General features: G+C 49.8%; 17 protein-coding genes. 5 read left to right on the forward strand and 12 right to left on the reverse strand.

What is annotated here, in order from left to right; genetic code table 11:
* Nucleotides 1–95: 95 nt before the first annotated feature.
* Genes ybaK through C8D98_RS12025 form a run of 3 tightly spaced genes read right to left on the reverse strand, consistent with a single transcriptional unit; the run spans nucleotide 96 to nucleotide 1,517 of the window.
* Nucleotides 96–584, reverse strand: a complete 489-nt coding sequence (gene ybaK, locus C8D98_RS12015; RefSeq protein ID WP_132874404.1) for a Cys-tRNA(Pro) deacylase — start codon at nucleotides 582–584, stop codon at nucleotides 96–98.
* A gap of 2 nt (nucleotides 585–586) precedes the next feature.
* Nucleotides 587–1,054, reverse strand: coding sequence for a pyridoxamine 5'-phosphate oxidase family protein (locus C8D98_RS12020; protein WP_132874405.1), 468 nt, complete (start codon nucleotides 1,052–1,054; stop codon nucleotides 587–589).
* Nucleotides 1,041–1,517: an EVE domain-containing protein gene (locus C8D98_RS12025; RefSeq protein ID WP_132874406.1), complete on the reverse strand. Its 477-nt coding sequence runs from the start codon at nucleotides 1,515–1,517 to the stop codon at nucleotides 1,041–1,043. The genes C8D98_RS12020 and C8D98_RS12025 overlap by 14 nt, the downstream gene beginning before the upstream one ends.
* A gap of 76 nt (nucleotides 1,518–1,593) precedes the next feature.
* Here C8D98_RS12025 and C8D98_RS12030 point away from each other — a divergent pair, with 76 nt between their 5' ends.
* The gene (locus tag C8D98_RS12030) at nucleotides 1,594–2,232 is read left to right on the forward strand and encodes a queuosine precursor transporter (protein WP_132874407.1); all 639 of its coding nucleotides are present in this window, start codon (nucleotides 1,594–1,596) and stop codon (nucleotides 2,230–2,232) included.
* A 67-nt stretch (nucleotides 2,233–2,299) separates the two neighbouring features.
* On the opposite strand, the gene C8D98_RS12035 is transcribed toward C8D98_RS12030, so the two are convergent.
* Genes C8D98_RS12035 through C8D98_RS12045 form a run of 3 tightly spaced genes read right to left on the reverse strand, consistent with a single transcriptional unit; the run spans nucleotide 2,300 to nucleotide 4,949 of the window.
* On the reverse strand, nucleotides 2,300–3,097 hold the full coding sequence (locus C8D98_RS12035; RefSeq protein WP_132874408.1) for an ABC transporter ATP-binding protein: 798 nt from the start codon (nucleotides 3,095–3,097) through the stop codon (nucleotides 2,300–2,302).
* Nucleotides 3,094–3,984 carry an ABC transporter permease gene (locus tag C8D98_RS12040; RefSeq protein ID WP_132874409.1) on the reverse strand — a complete coding sequence of 297 codons (891 nt, stop codon included), beginning with the start codon at nucleotides 3,982–3,984 and terminating at the stop codon, nucleotides 3,094–3,096. The genes C8D98_RS12035 and C8D98_RS12040 overlap by 4 nt, the downstream gene beginning before the upstream one ends.
* A complete protein-coding gene (locus tag C8D98_RS12045; RefSeq protein ID WP_132874410.1) occupies nucleotides 3,984–4,949 on the reverse strand; it encodes an ABC transporter substrate-binding protein in 966 nt (321 codons plus the stop codon). The genes C8D98_RS12040 and C8D98_RS12045 overlap by 1 nt, the downstream gene beginning before the upstream one ends.
* Nucleotides 4,950–5,179: 230 nt before the next feature.
* On the opposite strand from C8D98_RS12045, the gene C8D98_RS12050 reads away from it, so the two are divergent.
* From C8D98_RS12050 to C8D98_RS12060, 3 genes are all read left to right on the forward strand, one after another.
* Complete coding sequence (locus C8D98_RS12050) at nucleotides 5,180–6,172, forward strand: NAD(P)H-quinone oxidoreductase (protein WP_132874411.1); 993 nt, start codon at nucleotides 5,180–5,182, stop codon at nucleotides 6,170–6,172.
* Between the two features lie 67 nt (nucleotides 6,173–6,239).
* The gene (locus C8D98_RS12055) at nucleotides 6,240–7,025 is read left to right on the forward strand and encodes a PhzF family phenazine biosynthesis protein (RefSeq protein ID WP_132874412.1); all 786 of its coding nucleotides are present in this window, start codon (nucleotides 6,240–6,242) and stop codon (nucleotides 7,023–7,025) included.
* A gap of 132 nt (nucleotides 7,026–7,157) precedes the next feature.
* Nucleotides 7,158–7,895 (forward strand): hypothetical protein, encoded by a 738-nt coding sequence (locus C8D98_RS12060; protein WP_132874413.1) that lies wholly within the window; start codon nucleotides 7,158–7,160, stop codon nucleotides 7,893–7,895.
* Nucleotides 7,896–8,425: 530 nt separating this feature from the next.
* Here the strand turns inward: C8D98_RS12060 and C8D98_RS12065 are convergent.
* From C8D98_RS12065 to C8D98_RS12080, 4 genes are all read right to left on the reverse strand, one after another.
* A complete protein-coding gene (locus C8D98_RS12065; protein ID WP_132874414.1) occupies nucleotides 8,426–11,152 on the reverse strand; it encodes a glutamate synthase-related protein in 2,727 nt (908 codons plus the stop codon).
* Nucleotides 11,145–12,335 carry a class II glutamine amidotransferase domain-containing protein gene (locus C8D98_RS12070; RefSeq protein ID WP_132874415.1) on the reverse strand — a complete coding sequence of 397 codons (1,191 nt, stop codon included), beginning with the start codon at nucleotides 12,333–12,335 and terminating at the stop codon, nucleotides 11,145–11,147. The genes C8D98_RS12065 and C8D98_RS12070 overlap by 8 nt, the downstream gene beginning before the upstream one ends.
* Complete coding sequence (locus C8D98_RS12075; RefSeq protein WP_132874416.1) at nucleotides 12,328–14,043, reverse strand: FAD-dependent oxidoreductase; 1,716 nt, start codon at nucleotides 14,041–14,043, stop codon at nucleotides 12,328–12,330. The genes C8D98_RS12070 and C8D98_RS12075 overlap by 8 nt, the downstream gene beginning before the upstream one ends.
* A 106-nt stretch (nucleotides 14,044–14,149) precedes the next feature.
* Nucleotides 14,150–14,572 carry a hypothetical protein gene (locus C8D98_RS12080; RefSeq protein ID WP_132874417.1) on the reverse strand — a complete coding sequence of 141 codons (423 nt, stop codon included), beginning with the start codon at nucleotides 14,570–14,572 and terminating at the stop codon, nucleotides 14,150–14,152.
* Between the two features lie 136 nt (nucleotides 14,573–14,708).
* Here C8D98_RS12080 and C8D98_RS12085 point away from each other — a divergent pair, with 136 nt between their 5' ends.
* On the forward strand, nucleotides 14,709–14,978 hold the full coding sequence (locus C8D98_RS12085; protein WP_132874418.1) for a hypothetical protein: 270 nt from the start codon (nucleotides 14,709–14,711) through the stop codon (nucleotides 14,976–14,978).
* A gap of 224 nt (nucleotides 14,979–15,202) precedes the next feature.
* Here C8D98_RS12085 and lpxK read toward each other — a convergent pair whose 3' ends face one another.
* The gene (gene lpxK / locus C8D98_RS12090; RefSeq protein WP_132874419.1) at nucleotides 15,203–16,099 is read right to left on the reverse strand and encodes a tetraacyldisaccharide 4'-kinase; all 897 of its coding nucleotides are present in this window, start codon (nucleotides 16,097–16,099) and stop codon (nucleotides 15,203–15,205) included.
* Nucleotides 16,074–16,865 (reverse strand): glycosyltransferase family 2 protein, encoded by a 792-nt coding sequence (locus tag C8D98_RS12095; RefSeq protein WP_132874420.1) that lies wholly within the window; start codon nucleotides 16,863–16,865, stop codon nucleotides 16,074–16,076. The genes lpxK and C8D98_RS12095 overlap by 26 nt, the downstream gene beginning before the upstream one ends.
* Between the last annotated feature and the right edge of the window lie 186 nt (nucleotides 16,866–17,051).

Here is a 17,051-nt window from a genome sequence, read left to right on the forward strand (position 1 = left end):
TCGCAGTGACGTTATTTCAGTCACTCTGAGGTTTCAGCCGAAGAGTCTCTGCATTTGAAACTTTCTCCAGAGTCTGCGAAGCATATAAGCCTCAATTATTTATCTATGGCGACTTCGACTTCAACAGGTTTCAAAATTCTTATAACTTCGCTCACCGCAATATTCACCAGAAAGCCCCTCTTGCCGCCGTTTATAAATATTCTGGGCAGATCGGCTATGGTCTTTTCCATATAAACCTTCATCGCCCTTTTTGTGCCGAAGGGGGATGTTCCGCCCACCAGATATCCGGTGTGTCTGTTAGCCGTGTCAGGCTCGCAGGGTTTTAAGGTTTTAACGTTTATATCTCTGGCAAGCTTCTTTAGGGATATCTCCTTGTCACCGTGCATAAGCACCACAATGGGGGTCTTGGTATCATCCTCAAGGATGATCGTCTTTATTACGGTGTGTATGTCCGCACCCAGAGACTCGCTTGAGTGTTTTGTGCCGCCTTTTTCAACATAGTCGTAAAGGTGCGGCTCAAACTCCGCCTTGTTGTCCCTCAGAACCCTTACGGCCTGTGTTACCGGATATTTCTCCTTAGACATGATCAGAGCACCGAAGGCGCAGGGGATATTTTCCCTGAGCACTCTTTAACAGTGAGTTTCAGAACACAGGTAACGTCCATCATCTCGTCGGGATAGCTGTTGTCGAACTTGCCGTAATGCTCCATCAGAACGTTGAGTGCGGCTCTTTTTCCTTCAGCGTCGGTCACAAACTCCACATTTCCTGAGCCGGAAACGCTCTCGAAGTTAAATGTCCAGCCGCAGGATGTATCCTTTTTTATCAGCTCACAGGAGGGAACAATGCTGAACGCCGCTTCGGCATTCTTTTTAAGCATATCAAGCTTACGGCCTTCGTTTGCGCAGTGCATGTATATCACTCCGTCCCTGTAGCCGTAGCTCATGGGCACAACATAGGGAATGTTTCCGTCGGCCAGTGCCAGATAGAGCACCTTGCCGCTTCTGAGCATCATTTCCGTCTGTTCTGCGCTTGCACGCTTCTTACTTCTTCTCATCGTAACCTGCCATTCTGAGTATTGTTTTATATTCGTTCTCCGAAACGGGCTGAACGGAGAGCCTTGAGCCCTTCCGCACCAGTTCCATGCCGGACAGTCTGTCGTCCGCTTTTATCTCTTTCAGGGTCACGACCCTGTCGAACTTGTCCACCAGTTTAACATCCACCATCATCCAGACGGGCTTTTCCGGAACGGATTTCGGGTCGTAGTGCTTCTCGGCGGGGTTGAACGCCGTATAGTCCGCATAGGCTTCGCAGGCTATCTCCGCCAGTCCCGCAACGCCCGGCTCCTCGCAGTTTGAGTGATAAAAAAGCACCCTGTCGCCCGCCTTCATATCATCCCGCATAAAGTTGCGTGCCTGATAGTTTCTCACGCCGTCCCATGGAGTTGTGCTGTCGGGTCTTTCCGCCAGATCGTCAACGGAGAAACAGCCGGGTTCGGATTTCATAAGCCAGTAGCGCATGTCAGCCTCACATTTATCTGGATTTTTGCTTCCGTTCGGAATATATTCCGCCTTTATACATCAAAAAGAGGAAAAAATGAACGACAGAAGTCTTGCCATCTTAACGGCAGTATTCATTTCTTCGCTGACCATAGCCTCCGTGCTTGCCAGCAAGATCATTACAATTGCGGGAGTGGTTGTCCCTGCGGGCATCCTTGCATATTCGGTCACATTCGTAATCTCCGATACCATTACGGAGATATGGGGCAGAAAAACGGCTAATAACGTTGTTATCGGCGGTTTTTTCAGCCTTGTCATTGTTGCTGTTCTCATCCAGATATCAATAGCTCTGCCCTCGGCACCCTTCTGGCAGAATCAGGACGCATATTCGTCAGTTCTTTCCACATCCGCCAGAATAATTTTCGCATCTCTGGTGGCATATCTCATCAGCCAGTATAATGACGTGTGGCTGTTCCATCTGATAAAAACGAAAACAGGCCAGAAACACCTCTGGCTGCGCAATAACCTTTCCACAGCCATGTCGCAGCTTCTGGATTCGGTTATCTTCATATTAATAGCTTTCTACGGAACAATGCCCGTTGTGCCGCTTATTCTCGGCCAATGGCTCATCAAACTGGTGATAGCGCTTGTCGACACACCGATAGTCTACCTTATGGTGCACCTTCTGCGCCACAAAAGACAGCCCGAAGCATCTGCTCAGGCTGAAACGGTATAAACAAAAAAAGGCGGCCTTCAGGCCGCCTTATTATTATCATCCTGAGGCAAAAGCCGAAGGATCTCTCTCAGACTCCCAGAAGGAGCTTATCGTCGTCGATTCCGCTTCCCTTCACCTGCTCGAACATCTGCAACAGGTCTTTAACCGTCAGCCCCTTCTTGTCAGCACCCTTAACATCCACAACAATCTCGCCGCCGTGCATCATTATGATGCGTGAGCCGAACTCGATTGCCTGTTTCATGTTGTGGGTAACCATCAGACAGGTAAGGTTCATTTCATCCGCCAGACGCTTGGTCAGGTTCATGACCAGTTCGGCTGTCTTCGGGTCAAGCGCCGCAGTGTGCTCGTCCAGAAGCAGAATCTCCGGATTCGCCATTACAGCCATCAGCAGGGTGAGGCACTGTCTCTGTCCGCCGGAGAGAAGACCTGCGTTGGTCTTGAGCCTGTTTTCAAGCCCCAGCCCCAGATCCGCCAGTTTCTCTGCGAAATAATGCCTGTTCTTTCTGTTGACCCCTTTGGCAAACCACCTGCCCTGTCCTCTTTTATGGGCAATGGCCATGTTCTCCTCAATGGTGAGGGATTTTGCAGTGCCGCTCAGCGGATCCTGAAAAACGGAACCGATGAACTTTGCTCTTTTATAATCAGGCATCTTTGTGATGTCCCTGCCGTTTACGACAACGTTTCCGCCATCGGGGGTAAGTATTCCTGCGATAAGGTTGAGCATGGTTGATTTTCCCGCACCGTTGCTGCCGATGACGGTCACGAACTCACCTTTTTCTATGTTGAGACTAAGGTCGCCGATGGCGACGTTCTCGTTAACTGTTCCTGCGTTGAAAACCTTGCGCACGTTCATAAGATCGATCATTTGGCCACCCCTATGTTCTTGCGAAGTTTGGGGAATGTCAGAGCCAGAACCACTATCACCGCTGTGATGAGGTTAAGGTCGCCGGGGGAGAACCGGAACTCGCCTATCTGGAACGACAGGGCATAGGCTATCGCCATGCGGTACAGCATGGAGCCTAAAATTACTCCGACAACCGCACGCAGAACGCTCCGGCTGGAGAGCAGAGCTTCGCCCACTATTACCGATGCCAGACCCGCAACCACGGTTCCTATTCCCATGTTAACGTCCGCAAAACCCAGAAACTGGGCCGCCAAAGCTCCGCAGAGAGCAACAAGACCGTTGCTGAAGGATACTCCGATGAATATCATTCTGTCTGTGCTTATCCCCTGCGCACGAACCATCTTCATGTTGTCGCCTGTGGCTCTGAGCGCAAGCCCCATGTCTGTGTGAAAAAACCAGATGAGAAACAGCGCCGCCAGAAAAGCCGCCGCCGCAAACACCAGTATTCCAGCCGTCTGAGGCGAAAAACCCATGTTTTCGATGGGCGTGAAGATAGTGTCATAACCCAGAAGGGGCATGTTCGGCATCCCCATTATCCTCAGGATAATGGAATATGACGCTATCATGGTCAGGATCCCCGCCAGCAGGTTCAGAATCTTAAGCCTTGTGTTCAGAAACGCAGTGACAAATCCGGCGCACGCACCAGCAAGCCCCGCCGCAGCGACGGCATACCACGGGTTAACGCCCTTTGTTATCAGAACTGCGCACACAGCAGCGCCCAGAGGAAACGAACCGTCCACCGAAAGATCGGGGAAATCCAGTGCTCTGAATGTAAGAAAAACACCGAGAGCCATCAGGCTGAACACAAGCCCGTGCTCGATGGCTCCCAAAAATGCATATTGTGTCATTATTTTATAACTTCATCCGCTTTTTTGAGCAGCGCCGAAGGGATCTTTGCCCCTATCTTTGCGGCTGCTTTCTCGTTTATAACCAGTTCCAGATCTTTCTGGAACTCAACAGGGGTAACGGCGGGTTTAGCACCTTTCAGCACTCTGCACACCATGTTTCCTGTCTGGAGTCCGTGTTTGTAATAGTCGAACCCGTATGCCGCCAGTGCGCCCCTTTTAACGGAGTCGGTGTCGGACATTACAACGGGAATCTTGTTGGCTTCGGCAACCTTAAGCACGGATTCCATAGCGGAAACCACTGTGTTGTCGGTTGTTATGAATATTGCGCCGACCAGACCCACAAGTCCGTTTGCGGCGGCGGAGATATCCGCTGTGCTGGCTATGGCACGCTCAACCAGCTTAACCTTTCTGGCGGCGGCAGCCTTTCTGGTCAGCTCAAGCTGGGAGCGGCTGTTCTGCTCGCCTGCGTTATAGATTATACCCACTGCCTTGGGCTTGTAGCCAAGGTCGAAGATAAGCTGAAACTGTGTGTCAATGGGGAGCATATCGCTGACACCCGTGATGTTTCCGCCGGGCTTTTTGATATCCTTAACCAGTTTTGCACCCACAGGGTCTGTGACCGCTGAGAAGATGACGGGAGTTTTGGGTGATGATTTAGTGAAAGTGCTTGCCAGAGCAAGAGCTGTGGGGGTTGCGATTCCAACCACCAGATCCTTTTTGTCGCCCACAAACTTGTCGGCTATCTGTCCCGCAGTGACCATGTTTCCGTTGGCAAGCTGAACGTCGAAGACAACGTCTTTTCCGTTCTTCATGCCGCATTTTTCAACAGCGTCGATTATCCCCTTCTGAACCGCATCCAGTGCAGGGTGCGCAACTATCTGGGAAATACCCACCTTTTTCGGCGCATCGGCCGCAAAAGCGGAAAAACATGCAAATGTAAGCAAAACTGCCATTATTTTTTTCATATTTATCACCTTTTAAACATTTGGAGATAACGATTGTAAACTCTTGGGCATAAATTTCAAGTGTTATGTCGGAATGCCCGAAAAGTAGCTTCTCATTGTACAAATGTACATTTTAGCTAAACAGCGGGCACTCTTTTTTCGTATTTTCAAATCTGAGTTTTTGTGCAAAACTATTAAAATAAATGGGATGATTTACTAATTGTTTAAATATATTATTGGAGGTTCAGTTTATGAAGGCAGTTCTGCTCAAAGAGTTCGGCCCCGCAGAGAACATGTATGTGGGCGAAGCCGAAAAACCCGTTCCGGCGGCAGATCAGGTTCTGATAAAGGTTGCGGCTTCGTCAATCAACAGACCCGATCTGGTTCAGAGAGAAGGGAAGTATCCGCCCCCTCCCGGTGATTCCGAAATACTGGGACTTGAGGTTGCGGGAATAATCGAAGAACTGGGCAGCGAAGTGACCGGATGGAAGGTCGGCGACAGGGTCATGACCCTTGTTGGCGGCGGCGGATATGCCGAATATGCGGTGGCATACGGATGTCATCTTATGGCTATTCCCGAATCCATGTCTTTCGAAGAGGCGGCGTGCGTGTGCGAATCATACATAACGGCCTTCTCTAACGTCTTCATGATAGGCGGATTTAAAAACGGCGAAACGGCCATCTTCCACGGCGGAGGCGGCGGGGTTAACACTGCGGCCATCCAGCTGACGAACGCTCTGGCTCCCGACAGCAAATACATCATAACTGCGGCTCCCTCAAAGATTGAGGATGTGAAAAAGCTGGGTGCGGCTCTGGTAATAGACTACACCACAACTCCGGATTTCTCCGAAGCCGTTAAAGAATTTACGAAAAAGAAGGGCGTGGACGTGATCCTAGACCATGTGGGCGCAAAATATCTCAAGCCCAACATGGACTCTCTGGGCTATGCGGGCAGACTGGTGATAATCGGCGTTATCAGCGGAATCAAGGCCGAGCTTAACCTTGCGCTGATGATGGTTAAACGTCAGCAGATAATCGGCTCGGTGCTCAGAAGCAGACCTGTGCCCATGAAGGGCGAGATAGTGGCCGAGTTTACAAAGACGGCACTGCCCAAATTCGCCGACAGAAGCATAGTACCCATCGTTTCAGCGGTCTTCCCCATCGAGCAGGTGGTAGAGGCGCACAAAATGATGGAAGCCGATGCCCATTTCGGCAAGATAGTGCTTAAGATTCAGGATATATAAACACTACGGCAGGCGTGGAGCCATGAACTTCACGCCTGCCCGCTAAATAACGGAAAGAGGTATTTTCATGACGGATATCAGGTTTTATCAGGTTGACGCATTCACAGGCAATGTTTTCGGAGGCAACCCCGCAGGCGTTTGTCCGCTGGCAGAGGAACTGCCCGACGAGCTGATGCAGAAGATAGCCGCAGAGAACAACCTTTCCGAAACAGCTTTCATCTTCTCCCGTGAGGGAAGGCTCCACATCCGCTGGTTCACCCCCGAAACCGAGGTCGACCTCTGCGGACACGCAACCCTCGCCTCCGCCCACGTCATGTTCCACCACGAGGGCTTCACAGGGCAGATTCTGGAGTTCCAGTCGAAAAGCGGCGCTTTGAGAGTTAAGAACAAAGGGGATATTCTGGAACTGGATTTTCCCGTGGCAAAATATGAAAAATGCGAGGAGCCTGCGGGGCTGGCCGAAGCTCTTGGCTGTAAACCTGCCGAAGTTTACGCATCCGCAGACTACTTGGCAGTGTTTGAAAGCGATCAGGACATCATAAATATGAAGCCCGATTTCCGTGCACTGAAAAACATTCCCCTGCGAGGCGTGATAGTCACCGCCAAAGGATCGAACTGTGACTTTGTCAGCAGATTTTTCGGTCCCAACGTCGGCATCGACGAAGATCCGGTGACAGGTTCCGCCCACACACTTCTCACACCCTACTGGACAGAGAGACTGAACAAAAAACTCCTCACCGCCAGACAGGTCTCCAAAAGGGGCGGACTGCTTTTCTGCACACTGGACTACGACAGAGTGCTCATCGCAGGACGCTGTGCGGACTATCTTAAAGGAACAATAAGCATCGGCTGAAAATTTCCTGACAAATTAAGATAAAAACCGTGATTTTTACCGAAAAGCGGACTTTTGGCTATTTATTTCCATTTTAATATATTGTATCATATGGTTGGTTAACAACGCTTGTGCATATGGAGCATTACAACTATGAAGACAATTTTGGTAACGGTATTAACATTTTTCACAATGTATGCTTTTGCCGATGTCACCCTGACAGAGAAAACCGACGGCATAGTTTCCGTCAGCTATTTCTCCAAGAACAGGGTAGCTGTTCAGGAGAACGGCCAGATTCTTAACATAACCGATCTGAAAACCCAGACCATCTATGGTTTTAATCCTGAAAATAAAACATATTTCAAGGCCACTTTCAAAGAACTGGCCGATATGAACAAGGCCGCAATGGCCGAGATGGATCCGGAAATGATGGCTCAGTTCAACAGCGAAGCCGGACTGAAACAGCCCATCACCATCAAGAAGACAGGCAAGGGAGAATACGGCGGCTATCAGTGCGACAAATACGAAGTGGGATTTCAGGGCATGCCCGCAGCATCACAGATATGCGTTTCTCCGCAGGTTCGTCAGCTGATTCTGAACGAAATCGACACGAAAGCACTTAAAAGCTGGCTCAAAGTGATGGATTTCGAAGGGAACATTGACCCCATCCGCACCAAACTGGACGAAATATCCGAAAAGGTCGGCTACATCATCTATGAAAAAACAGTCCACAGCATCCCCGGCGTACCTATGGCCGCAGGAGCTGTCGATTCTTACACCACTGTGCTCCAGTCGGTGAACACCAAGCCCATCGACAACGGAAAATTCTCCGTGCCCGCAGGCTACAAAAAGGTGAGCATCGCCGAGGCTATGGGCGGCGAAGAACAGTAAGTCTTTTTTATGACGACATACAAAAGCCCCTTAGCTAATAGCTAAAGGGCTTTTTTTATTTGTATATTTACTTGTTACGCTGACCTGACATGTGAGACTGCCACGCCGATTGCATCGGCTCGCAGTGACGCAATTCACGTCACCCTATTCGGCAATTACTATAAGTTGACTCATACAGCCTTCAGCCAGTGTTCAGAATGACCGCTGACTACAAAGAAACAGTCACTCTGAGTGCAACGAAGAGTCTCATTAAAAACTGAGACCCTTCGGCATAAGCCTCAGGGTGACGATAATTCTACCAGTCTTCGCAAAAAGCAAAGCCACGAAGCAAGCTGCACATAGAAGACTCCGCACCGTCTTTTGAATTGCTGTTTAGAATCAAGCAATTCAAGGCTCACAAACTTCAGGATGAAGTTCGTGAAGCATTTACATTCTGCATTTAAGCAGAATGTAAATGCGAAACGTGAGCGCAGGAAGGCTTTGCCGACCGGAGCGTTAGCGTCATTTTTCCATGGATGGAAAAAATGACGTTATTCATTTGACTCGGCGGTGAGGCTCGAAATGGGGATTATCTTGCAAAACCCGCTGAACACACTGTTAGGCTCGGCTTCATACTTCGCCCTGAACGCTTTCAGGCTTTCGTTGTATTCATTGTCGATATCAACGCCGCTGAACGCATCCAGAAATGCATCTATCTGGTTTTTCAGAAACTCTATGTCTGCCGTTGTGAGATAATCTATCTTGCGGACACCCACGCCCAGCTGTTCTTCGGCGACGTTTCCACGAATATAGGCCGCTCCGGCGGTCATGCCGCTGCATACATAATAGCCGATGGGGTTCTCACGGTTCACTATGTTCAGGATAACGCCGATTCCGCCCTGCGCATACTCCATGAAATAGTCGCCCATCCCCTTTTCGTGTCCGAGGCCGTAAACCGCAACGGGAGGTTTTCTGTTGTGGAGTTTCTGTTCGAAATCCTTCAGGAAATCCTGCCATGTTGTGCGTGCACGTCTGGCTCTGCGTTTCTGATATCTGCGGGTCAGCTCGCTGAGAATAACGTTTTTATCCTCGCCGATAAACTTTTCCGCATCGGTCTTCTTCCATTCTTCGGGCAGTCCGGCCTTCATAAGCAGAAGGTTCCGCACGCCGCCGCTCTTTGCCACCCGGAAGGTTCCGCTGATGGCATATGCGGCGAAAAGGTCACTGACATCTCCGGCAATGTTTATCTCGGACGGGTTTGAAGTGTTGGCAACGCCCACCTGAGCGTTTGCGGGCACTGTTGTTATTGTGCTGTGATTGGGGATAACGTTAATCTTTACGTCACGCACAAATGCAAACGAGTGGTTGCCCACCAGACCACGGACGGTTATCTCATCACATCTGATGCCCGTGCCTATGGTTCTCTGTCCCATGACGTTGTCGAGGAAGAATTTTTTAACGCCTCTGTCAGCCGCCTCCTTCATCAGGTGGTTCAGCTGCATGGACTCTATCTGGTCGAAGCCTATGTCGATTTTAAGGCTGTCGCCTTCTATATTTTTCAGTATTTTCTCAAACCGCTCAGTATTTTCTGCGTATGATACCTCACGGGATTTGAATATCTTTTTGGTGCGCTCCCTCACATCCACATGGGGAACCTGCTTGGGTGTTTCGCCCCTGCCGAAGGTCTCGAAAAGGAGCGGGTCGCTTCCGTGATATCTGAAACGGCGTGCGCCTATGACATCCGCATGGTTCGACATGCCCAGTCCTGCCGCCATTCCCTCCATATCCTCGTGGAAGCTCTTTATCATCCGCACGATGCTGTCGCTGGCTGTTGCGGGGTCTATGCGGTGGCCGTATTTTCTGGAGGTGATGCCCCATGCGCACTGGCCTGTGTGGCATCTCTGGCAGAGGGTACAGCCCAGAACGTGGAGCGTACGCATGCCAAGCCCCACAAAGTCCGCACCCGCAAGCATGGCGAGCATTGCGCCGAATGAATCCATAATGCCGCCTTCGGCTATGATGGAAACATGCTCACGAAGGCCTTCCGAGCGGAGTGCGAGGTCTGCCTTGTGAGTGAGATAGATTATATTGAGGCCTCTGTTCTGGAGATCCACAAGGTGCGCCGCACCTGTGGAGCCGTCCCCGGCCTTGATTGTGATATAGTCGAAACCTGCCTTTGCTATGGCAACGCATATTTCGGGGAAGTTCCATGCCGTGCCGTAAACGTCGGCACCGATGAGTTTTTTATCGCCCAGAAGCGCACGGAGGGATTCCACACGCATGGGCAGTTCTTCGATGGAATATTGAAGATGCTGGGGGTTCGGAGAACTTAAATGTCTGAGTGCTTCCACACAGCGCAGAAGTGCTATCTCATAGTCGTTCTTCTTGTCCTGCAGTCTGCCGCCCTTACCCTTTTTGGCATCCTGACCGTATTTCATGGAAAACCCTGCGAACTTGTCCAACTCAACCCAGGGGCCGAAACCGCCGGAACCGAACTGGAGAATACAGTGGCTGGCGGCTGGCATCATATCGGGGTGGATGTAGCCTTCGCCTGTGAAAAAGGGTCTGCCGAGTTTGACGCAGGCCATCATTCTGGCGAGCACCGCCTCATGGCTGTTCGAGCCGTAAGACTGGTGAACGTCCATTATTGGAACATCGCATTTGAAGCGTGCAAGTCTTTTGCCCAGCTCCATGCTGCGCATCTGTCCTGCGTATTCGTTCATGTGGTCACGGGTGGGCGAAAGTATCTCTGCGGCGTCTATCATCCAGTCGGTGTAGAGCTTTGACTTGCCCCTGCCCAGATGTGCGGATGAAATGCTGGATTTCCCCGCCGCACGGCTGATTATGTTGTTTATCTCTTCGTGGCCTGTCAGGGTCACGCCTATGTCGTGGTAGTCAGGGTTCTCATAAACCTTGATTGCCCGCTGGGGACACATTTTCACGCATCTTTTGCAGTTGCAGCACTCATCGGGGTTGATCCAGAGTATCTTTTCGATGAGCCGCACACTGTCCGCATCCTCCGAACGGACACGGTTGCCCTCCGCATCGTAGCAGACCTCCTCCATGGTGAAAACACCTGTGGCTGAGGCGGGGTTTGCGAGGTTGTGGGTGCAGGATTCAACGCAGGTTGAGCAATGGACGCACCCCCTGCCCGGCTCTTCAATCTCGTCCGTGACCTTCACCCAGTATTTTGCGCCCTGAGCAAAAATGCCCCTTGATTTCGGCTCGGTATATTTTATCTGTCTTTTAAAGACAACGTCTTTTCTTATCTCAGTCATTTTTCTTCCACCCATAGTCCAGTTTGGAAACAGCTTTGTTCTTCACGGTGAAGCCAACTATCCGTCCCGCTTCGGGGTCGAACATCTTAAGCTCCTCGTGCATGAAGTATGCGGCGGAGATAACCGCCCTCTGTTCCGAGCCCAGCAGGGCAATCTTGTCGTTCACACCGACGGAGAACGACCTCAGGTGGTCTCTGTCGGTGAAGCCCACCAGAACATCATCCACAAGGGTGATAGCCGTTGCGGGGCCGCTCATCTTCATGCGGAAAAGGAGCGGATCGGACATCAGCTTCGCATACTGCTCCTGTTTCTCCTGAGCCATCAGACGGACTTCCTGCGGGAATTTGCGGCAGATTATCCACTCTATCTCCTCAAGGCTGTAGCCGCTTCTCAGCAGATATTCCACCGCAAGGAATATCGCCTCGGAGTCTGTGCCCACGGTGAGCATTATCTCAAGCTGTTCCAGAGCCCTTGCGTTTGCCATGTCGCTTGAGAGGTGGCCGTTGTGCACACCCGCAACCTCGCCCAGCGAAATGGGCTGAGGCCCCCACCAGAGTCCGCGGCCCTGACTTGTCGGCCAGCGGAGGTGGATGAGGCAGGCGTCATAGAACCTGTCCTCATACTGGGGCATGTCGTATATTGCGATTGTGTCCACAAGCTCGAAAGCGGTCAGAAAAGTTCCGTTGTATCTGGAACTTGAAAATATGCGTGCGTCATCCATGAACTGCTTATTGAATCTGGCAACGACAGTTTTGATATAAAGGCTCTCGTCCTTTATCTTCTCACGGAACATCATCTCCTCCGGCGAAGGGGGAATGATGCTGTAATGCATTATGACGGGCAGGTCATATTCGTAATAATATTTTCTCTGCACCATGTCCTTTTTCTCAAGGATCCGAAGCCCCATGGTGGTGAGCACCTGTTCCAGTTCGGCTATTTTGTCGGAACTGCGGAACATGATGTGAAAATTGAAGAAATTCGTATCTTTATAAATACTTTTCAGGGTGACTCCGGCTCCGGTTCTCCCTCTGTACTGGAGGCATCTGGCAGCCTTGAGCACTGCGCTGAGCTTGAAATCTCCCGCAACGGCAAGAAGTCCGCATGCGCCCTTGGGCAGTCCCAGTTCCCCGCCGGAGAAATCGTTCACGCTCAGATTTCGGGAGGTTGAATATTGATCAGTCATTGCTGTCCCCCTTTGCTATCTTTGCCGCCGAAATGTACTGACACTTCCGGAACTCATCCAGTCTGGAGCCTTCCGGAGTAACGGTCAGAGCGGAACGGGGGCAGGCCTCGACACTTTTATATGTGGCACTGCACAGATTCTCTTCTATAAATTCGTAATAATGTTCGTCTTTGGCAGGTTTCCACTCCTTGTCCAGCTTAACCAGCGAACCGTCGGAATAGAACCAGCACCAGTCGCACTTTATGCAGATCCCGCAGTTGAAGCATCTGGATGACATCAGCATCGCCATGTCGCTGTCAACCGTCTTTACTATCTCTTTGAAGTTGCCCACACGCTCGGACTGGGGAAGCTCCTCCTCAACCAGCCGGCCTGCGGTCTCGAAATATTTCAGGTTCAGCGTTTTGTAGAATGCTGTCTCCCGCTTTGTCTCCTGCGGAACGTTCTCGCCGAGAAATTCACGGACGGCTCTGACCGTGTCCTGAGCCAGCCCCACCACACGGACGACCATTCCTGTACTCTCCACCGAACCCATGGCCGCATCGCCTGTTATGAATATCTTGCTGCTCTCGTCATGCTGAAGATCTGGGCAGACCATTCTGGGGAAATCCACCGAGAACCTCTCGCCCACGAAATGCAGGTCGGGTCGGTCGCCGATGGCAAGCACTATGCGATCGAAAATAAGCTCTTCCAGTGCGCCTGAAACAGCAAATGGTTTCGCCCTGCCGCTCTCGTCCACAGGCCCCAGCTTCATCACCTGAACAATCAGCTTCAGCTTGTCGCCGTGTTTTTCTATACGTATGGGCTGACGGAGAAATCTGTACTCCACGCCCTCTTTTTTAGTATCCTCCACCTCGCCGGAATGAGCTGTCATTTCGCCCACTGTGCGGCGGTATACAACTGTCGGGTTTGCCCCCAGACGCACACTGCATCTGGCAACGTCGATGGCGGAATAGCCGCCGCCGATAACCCCTATCTTTTCGCCCTTTTTGATTTTCAGTTCTTCCGCTCTGCCGAAGTTAACCCTCCGCAGGAATGGAATGGCAGATTCCACGCCGAGGGTCTTCTCTCCCTCAATGTTCAATTCCACAGGCTTATGTGCTCCGGTGGCAACTATCACGGCGTCGTAGTCACGGGCGATGTTCAGAAATCTGTTCTTGTCGATGGCCTCGCCGCATTTTATGTTCACACCCGCATCCTTTATGAATGCAAGCTCCTTCTCAAAAACGTCTCTGGGATAGCGGAATGCAGGGATACCCTGAGTCAGAAGTCCTCCGGCAACCGGCTGTTTTTCGTATACGTCGGTGCGGTAGCCGTGGCGCGCCAAAAAGTATGCCGCCGCAAGCCCCGCAGGTCCTGAGCCTATCACGGCCACTTTTTTTGTTTTGCTCTCCGAAAGCATCTTCGGCTTAAGCCCGTTGGCATATCCATAGTCCGATACGAACCGTTCCATGGCCTTTATATCCACAGGCTGATCGAACTTTGTTCTGTTGCAGGCTGTTTCGCAGGGGTGGTCGCAAAATCTTCCGCAGCCGGAGCTGAAAGGGTTGGTCTCTTTTAAAACATAAAAGGCTTCCTCAAAACGCCCCTCGGAGGCGAGAAAGAGGAATCTGGGGATGTCGTTTCTGGCGTAGCACCCGTGGTTTCCCAGATGGTCTCTGGCGTAGCACGGGCTTACCTTGTTGTAGTACAACGGAAAAAGTTTTTTCACTATTCCCTCCGTTTCGTTCAGAAAATTCTATTGGGTAATTATAAGTATACTCCAAAAAAACGGGAGAATCACCACCAGACCTCATTAAATGATAACTTTTACAGGTTTATGACTGTATGTTCTTTTCCAGAATAAGCAGTTTTTCTATGGCTTTGCGTATTGCTTTCAGCTTCACCTGACCGTCGGTATCTTTGAGAGCGTTCGAAACAGCCTCTGCACCGGCGGAGAGCACTTCGGCGGCGGCTTCGGCAGTGTTTTGTCCCGTATTGTGAACTTCCGGCAGTCTATACACGCTGTAGCCCATATCTTTTGCTATAAAGTCTAAAACCGTTTCACACCTGTAGGTTATGAGAACATGAAGAAAATTTTCCAGAGTGGCTGACTTTGTGCTGTCGTATGCATAGTTTTTTATCTGGTTTTCAGAGATGTTAAGCTCTTTTGCCAGCTTGTCTCTCCTGATTCCCTTTTTGTTCACATCCTTGAATAGTTTACCGCTTATTTCACATGCATATTTTCTGTAGTCTGCCATATGACACCTTGAGTGGATATAAATAGATTTTATGTATCTGTGAATTTGCTAGCCATAGCGTATAATTATGATTTATAACGCAAACCGGATATTTTGGCAACTTAATTTTCAGTTAGTGTATTATTTGGAGGTTCCCATGAGATTATTTATAGTGAGCTGCGATTTCAAAAACGATCTCAACATCGAATCGAAGATAACCGGAGAGCTGAACAAACACGATGGGGTTCGCTTTAAGAAGGATGCCTGGCTTCTGCGCACAGAGGCGACATCGGAGGATATCTATCTCTCGGTGCTCTCATATCTCAGACCGGAGACCTGCATAATCATTGCGGAGGTTCTCCCTGAACCGCACTATCACATGCCGCAGGGGATAACATCGTGGATCAAAAGAAATCCGGCTGTATGATAATTTTTCCTATTGCGGAAAAAATGCGTCATCATATATTAGAAGTATCAGCCAAGGCGGGCAAAAAAAGTGGGAGACGCTTACAAAGTCTCGTGTGAAAGAAAGGCCTCGCACGGTTGTTAAAATAAATCAGGAGGTACGACGATTAATACCTCAGCTCAAAAAGGCCCCCGTTAAAACGGTCTTGATTACAAGGCGGTACGGGGGCTTTTTCATGTCCGTTTTTATCTCATATCCAGTATCTGAAAAAATCTGTCACGGTTGCGCAGTTCAATATCTATCTTGGTATATATCGTATCCTTCTTCATGTCGTCCGTAAGTTTGATGTAGTCCTTTTCCGTGGTCACCAGATAGTCAAGTTCCATCTCTGCGGCCTTTTTCTGCATGCTGTAGCCTTCACGATCCAGGTATATATGGTGGTCGCCGAATATCTTTCTGCGGGCGACCTTGAGTCCAAGTTTCTTCAGAAACTCAAAGAACTTATAGGGTGATGCTATTCCTGCAAAAGCCAGAACGCTCTTCCCTTTCAGATCTTCTTCTATACATCCGCCCTCGTTAAAAAACCCTTTGAACTCTATATTGCTGAAAAATACGGGTTTATCTTTGACATACTCCGCCGTTTTTTCAGGAATAGTGTCGTCCTCCGCACGGGTGAAGACAACAATGTCCGCCCTCTTTATGGCAGATGCGGGTTCACGCAGATAGCCGAAAGGGAACATCCATCCTGTGGAAACAGGTCTCTTGTGGTCAAGCAGGCAGATGTCGATATCCCTGCGCATTTTTTTATGCTGAAATCCGTCATCTAATATATATATGTCGGGCGCAAACTCTTCTTCCGCAAATTTGAAGGATTTGACCCGTTCCTTTCCGGTGATCACGATGGCCTCCGGGCAGTTCACCGCTATCATATAGGGTTCATCCGCCGCCTTGTCGGGACCGATGAGAATATTTTTGCCGTCGCTTATCACATGGGTGTCGTAGCCGATTCGCCCTCTGTATCCTCTTGAAAGGATGCAGACCTTTTTTCCCTGCTCTATAAAATGTTTCGCTATCATAATGGTGAACGGTGTCTTGCCCGTTCCTCCCAGCGAAATGTTACCTACGGATATTATCTTTGCCATTTTTCTCATCCTCATCAAGGAGTTCTTTCAGAAACAGATATTTCAGATACACATATATAAATGAGCTGCACGCCACCGCAAAACCTGCATAGCCGTCCAGAAATCCGGCTTTCAGAATATATTTTTTGATAAAAGCGAATGCAGGCTTTATAACCAGATCGCAGTAGCAGAAGTCCTCGCCGTTTTTGTGATATGACTGGGCGGCGATCTTGGCGTATTTCACCAGACGCTGATAGTGGTCGTATATATCCTTATATGAGTAGTGCAGAAGATGTCCGCCCCTTAGCTTCCCGGTTTTGCCATTGATCTTCAGAACATCATGGGGATCATAGCCGCCCCATTCGGGCTTGCTGTCACGCTTCACCAGACGCAGTTTCCAGTCAGGCTGCCATGAATGCTTCAGAAACTTTCCCATATAGAAAGTGCGCCTGTTCACAGAATAGCCGTCCAGCTCCCCGCTGTTTACAGCCCTCTCAATATCCGCCCGCAGGCCTTCGTCCACAACCTCGTCACAGTCAAGACAAAGTATCCACGGCATAGTGCACTTTGCCAGTGCGGAATTTTTCTGGGCAATATGCCCCTTCCAGTCCTCATCATATACCTTTGCGCCAAGCATCCTTGCTATTTCGGGGGTGCCGTCAGTGGAGTGTGAATCCACAATGATGACCTCTGAAACAAAAGGGAGCACCGCTTTCAAAGTCCTTTCTATATTTTGCTCTTCGTTGAACGATATTATCGCCACAGAAATCGGCAGTTTTTTTTCCATAATTTTCACCCTCGCAACTGGTGATTATATCAATATGGACAGAAGTTGAACAGACAATTGTTTCAAAGCCGTATTTTTCACACGTTTTTTTATAAATTTCACTTTCTTAATTTACAAAACTGTGGTTTACTCTTGCTAAAGATATAGGCAAATATTATAACGACTTTCTAATTTATTCACTAGTAT

This window comes from Seleniivibrio woodruffii (assembly GCF_004339245.1).
Classification (GTDB): Bacteria; Chrysiogenota; Deferribacteres; order Deferribacterales; family Geovibrionaceae; genus Seleniivibrio; species Seleniivibrio woodruffii.

Coding starts and splice junctions, on each gene's coding strand:
- ybaK (WP_132874404.1), bottom strand. CDS start 584: ATGTCTAAGGAGAAATATCCGGTAACACAGGCCGTAAGGGTTCTGAGG.
- C8D98_RS12020 (WP_132874405.1), bottom strand. CDS start 1,054: ATGAGAAGAAGTAAGAAGCGTGCAAGCGCAGAACAGACGGAAATGATG.
- C8D98_RS12025 (WP_132874406.1), bottom strand. CDS start 1,517: ATGCGCTACTGGCTTATGAAATCCGAACCCGGCTGTTTCTCCGTTGAC.
- C8D98_RS12030 (WP_132874407.1), top strand. CDS start 1,594: ATGAACGACAGAAGTCTTGCCATCTTAACGGCAGTATTCATTTCTTCG.
- C8D98_RS12035 (WP_132874408.1), bottom strand. CDS start 3,097: ATGATCGATCTTATGAACGTGCGCAAGGTTTTCAACGCAGGAACAGTT.
- C8D98_RS12040 (WP_132874409.1), bottom strand. CDS start 3,984: ATGACACAATATGCATTTTTGGGAGCCATCGAGCACGGGCTTGTGTTC.
- C8D98_RS12045 (WP_132874410.1), bottom strand. CDS start 4,949: ATGAAAAAAATAATGGCAGTTTTGCTTACATTTGCATGTTTTTCCGCT.
- C8D98_RS12050 (WP_132874411.1), top strand. CDS start 5,180: ATGAAGGCAGTTCTGCTCAAAGAGTTCGGCCCCGCAGAGAACATGTAT.
- C8D98_RS12055 (WP_132874412.1), top strand. CDS start 6,240: ATGACGGATATCAGGTTTTATCAGGTTGACGCATTCACAGGCAATGTT.
- C8D98_RS12060 (WP_132874413.1), top strand. CDS start 7,158: ATGAAGACAATTTTGGTAACGGTATTAACATTTTTCACAATGTATGCT.
- C8D98_RS12065 (WP_132874414.1), bottom strand. CDS start 11,152: ATGACTGAGATAAGAAAAGACGTTGTCTTTAAAAGACAGATAAAATAT.
- C8D98_RS12070 (WP_132874415.1), bottom strand. CDS start 12,335: ATGACTGATCAATATTCAACCTCCCGAAATCTGAGCGTGAACGATTTC.
- C8D98_RS12080 (WP_132874417.1), bottom strand. CDS start 14,572: ATGGCAGACTACAGAAAATATGCATGTGAAATAAGCGGTAAACTATTC.
- C8D98_RS12085 (WP_132874418.1), top strand. CDS start 14,709: ATGAGATTATTTATAGTGAGCTGCGATTTCAAAAACGATCTCAACATC.
- lpxK (WP_132874419.1), bottom strand. CDS start 16,099: ATGGCAAAGATAATATCCGTAGGTAACATTTCGCTGGGAGGAACGGGC.
- C8D98_RS12095 (WP_132874420.1), bottom strand. CDS start 16,865: ATGGAAAAAAAACTGCCGATTTCTGTGGCGATAATATCGTTCAACGAA.